The sequence below is a fragment of the Flavobacterium sp. FPG59 genome, assembly GCF_002150205.1.
In the GTDB taxonomy this organism is placed as follows: Bacteria; Bacteroidota; Bacteroidia; order Flavobacteriales; family Flavobacteriaceae; genus Flavobacterium.
The window spans coordinates 1-3,498 of sequence record NZ_MTCA01000275.1; the positions used below are offsets into that span (position 1 = coordinate 1).

Consider the following 3,498-nt stretch of genomic DNA (forward strand, 5'->3'; position numbering starts at 1 on the left):
ATTCAATACCAAGTGATTAAAAAAAATAGCGAAATTAAGTTCAAAATTTGTTTGGAAACTTAAAAACTGTTGCTATATTTGCACCCGGTTAGCACAACTAGTTATACTTGTTAAGTCTTGGGGAGATACTCAAGCGGCCAACGAGGGCAGACTGTAAATCTGCTGTGAAAACTTCGCAGGTTCGAATCCTGCTCTCCCCACTAAAGCGTTGCATTTGCAACGCTTTTTTTATGTTTTATCTTTACCTATTATTTCCTGCCTAATTTTACAATTCTTAAAAAAACGAATTATCCATAGGTCACATGAATAATTCTGTTGGCTCATTTTAGAGTTAAAAATAACTCTTATAAGAAATGATAACTCACACTAAGTTGTCCCTGCCATCTTGAGTTTAAATTATCAACTAACCAAGGTGTACCTTTTGGATTTTTAAATTGAAAAACGGGTTGTTGATTTTCTATTCGAACAAAATCTAGAAGTGCATAACCCGAGTTATTAATATTAGGAACGTAAACCTGGGTGCCCCAATTTTTTGAAATTAAATTACCTACATTAAAAAAGTCAATGGCAAACTCTACTTTATTTTTAAAAAGTTTTGTTTCATACATGAGTTTTAAATCTACTTGATGATTCCATGGCGTTCTTGCCGCATTCCGATTAGCATATTTACCCCTGTTCTTATTCAAATAATCATTGTTATTGATAAAGTCATTAAGCTGTTGCCATTGCTCAGCTGCAGATACAACAACAGTATTATTCCTATCCACTATATTTTGAAGTCTAATTTCTGATTGATCTCTGGGAATATAAATAATATCGTTTTTGGCTGAACCATCTCTATTAATATCTCCTTCATAAACAAATGTAAATGGACTACCTGATCTACCATTGTACAATAAACCTACTTTAAAACTGCTCGATTTAAAATAAATATCATAAAAATGATAGGAAACAATTTTATGACGTAAATCAAAATTTGAAGCGGTGAGTTCAGGTGAATTGGCTACTAAGGCTTGGTTCCATTCAAAATTTGCCGCATGTGAATTCCTATTAGTGCTTGAAATGTCTTTACTCACTCCATACGTATACCCTAAAAATCCATTGTAATTGCTTTCTGTTTTAGTAAGCCCTATTGTGAAGTTGTATCTATATCCTTGTGAAGTATTAGTCAATAAAAAAACATTTGTAAAATTAGGATTGATTTTAATGCTCTCTGCTGAGGTATTGTAATACGGACGTTGATCAGCTCCCGTAAAATTACTTTTTTGATCCTCTCTCCTATTTATAGATTGAAACAACAACCCATCTAAAGTTTTGGTATAAGTTGCTTCAAAGTTTAAGGCAAAATTATTTTTTAAAGCTACATCAAGCGCAAGATTACTTTTCCAATCACGCGGTAAATTGAAATTAGTATCTACTAAATTTACTTCGGTCAATTTTCTATTTTGTAAAGATTCTAACTGACTTAAATCTTCGTTGATATCCAAACTTGTTGTAGGGCGGTAATCTATATTAAAATATTTTGTTCCGGAAATATAATATTCATAAGCATACCACACAAAAGGCATTCTACCTGTAAATAGACCTGTTCCTCCCTTCAAAGTATATCTCCCATCGGTATCAATTGCATAATTAAAGCCAAAACGTGGATTAATAATTGGCGCACTATTTATTTTATTTTGATACCCTGCAAACTCAGGTGTTCGTTGTATTTCATCAGAAACAGGAAAAGCGGTGGGCGTTTTTTGCCAATCTAAACGAATTCCAGCTAAAATTGTAAACTTTTTTGAGAGTCTAATTTCATCTTGTAAATAAACACTACCTAATACGACTCCATAATCTGCTGATGGGGTCTTTTTATTAAACTCAAAATCGTTATTCTCAATATTGTACACTCCCCTTACGCGGTTGGGTTGATCAGCCAAGAAACTAGCTACAGAGTTGTATTGCCATCTACCATTGAAAGCCGTTAAAAAGCGATATTCAATACTATTAATTTCTGATGAAACTCCAGCGGTAAATTTATGATTTTTGTGATAATATATAAGATTATTTGTAAACTGAATAGTATTTAAACTTAAACCGTAAATAGAAGCTTCTCTATACGTTCCTGCAAAAACAGTATTTGAGGTATTGTCAATAATTTCTAAATGAGGAAAAACACGACCTTCATAAGTGCGATCATCATTTACCGTTGATAAAGAAACTGTCATTTTATTTGAAAGCCGATTTGTGAATTTACTTTTTAGCTCTGCTACAATACTATTTGTAGTAGAATTGTGCCTGTATCCTTGATTTGTAAAATTAAAAACAGTGGGAGTCCATTCTAGATTATCAGCATAGCCTTTAACAAAATTATTTCTCAACGTTAATTTATGATCATCACTAATGTTGTAATCTAATCTTAAAAAAAGTTTGGTATTCTTGCGCTCTATTTGGGCATTGAGTGCAGTTCCTGGATCATAATTATATTTTGTTTTAAGTCTATCAGCTATAAGGGCAACCGTTTCAGCAGAAATATTGGAAGTTATACTTCCAGGAGCATTAAATACCGTTTCATTCCTATCGGCCAATTCTGCATTAAAAAAATAAAACAATTTGTTTTTAACTAGGCTTCCGCCAAGACTAAAACCGTAGGTATAGTCATTAAAAGCTGCTTTTTGTTGCTTAATACCATCAGCGTAAGTACCTACTAAATTTCTATTTTTCACAAAGGTGTAGGCAAGACCAGTTGTTTTATTCGTTCCACTTTTAGTAACTGCATTGATGCTTGCACCTGTAAAATTCCCAAAAGTTACATCAAATGGGGCAGTTTTAACAGAGAGAGCACTTATGGCTCCAAAGCCTATTGGTTGTGTTCCTGCTAGTCCTCCAGGCGTTCCGGAAGCTGTTGATCCTGCTGCACCACTGGCTGGTTCTTGAAATCCCAAAACATCATTTGTGGCACTCCCATCAATAGATAAATTATTAAACCGATAGTTAGCCCCTCCAAATGAATTTAGGTTAGCCTCTGGTAGTAATCTTGTAGCATCTTGAATACTTCTATTTGCTGTAGGAAGGCTTGTGATTACATCAATTTTTAAACGCTTCTCATTTCCTTTTTTAGAATCAGCATTGTTTACCACTACGACTGATTGCAATACTTCTGCTTTTGCAAAAAGTATAAAATCAAGTTTGGTAGTTTTACCTAGTTGTACTTGAATAGCATCAGAAAGTAAGGTATTAAACCCTTCTGCTACAATTTTAATTTCGTAATCATACGCTGGCTGTAACTGATTGAATTCATAATACCCATCTGCTTGTGATTGCGTTGCATATTTTATTCCTGTTGATTTTTGAAGAATAGAAATAGTGGCAAATGGAACGGTATTATTTTGCTCATCGGTTATAGTTCCTTTTACTATTCCGGTAGTTTCTTGAGCAAAAAGTAATCCTGTACAAAACAGAATTAAAAATGTTATAGTATACTTCATTTTAAAAATATAGATTTTATAAAAC

1 protein-coding gene and 1 tRNA gene are annotated in these 3,498 nt (G+C 33.2%); one reads left to right on the forward strand and one right to left on the reverse strand.

Translation table 11 applies throughout. From position 1 onward, the window contains the following. Positions 1-119 precede the first annotated feature (119 nt). Positions 120-200, forward strand: a tRNA-Tyr gene (locus FPG59_RS14905). Between the two features lie 144 nt (positions 201-344). Here the strand turns inward: FPG59_RS14905 and FPG59_RS14910 are convergent. Next, positions 345-3,473: a TonB-dependent receptor gene (locus FPG59_RS14910; protein ID WP_086455352.1), complete on the reverse strand. Its 3,129-nt coding sequence runs from the start codon at positions 3,471-3,473 to the stop codon at positions 345-347. Between the last annotated feature and the right edge of the window lie 25 nt (positions 3,474-3,498).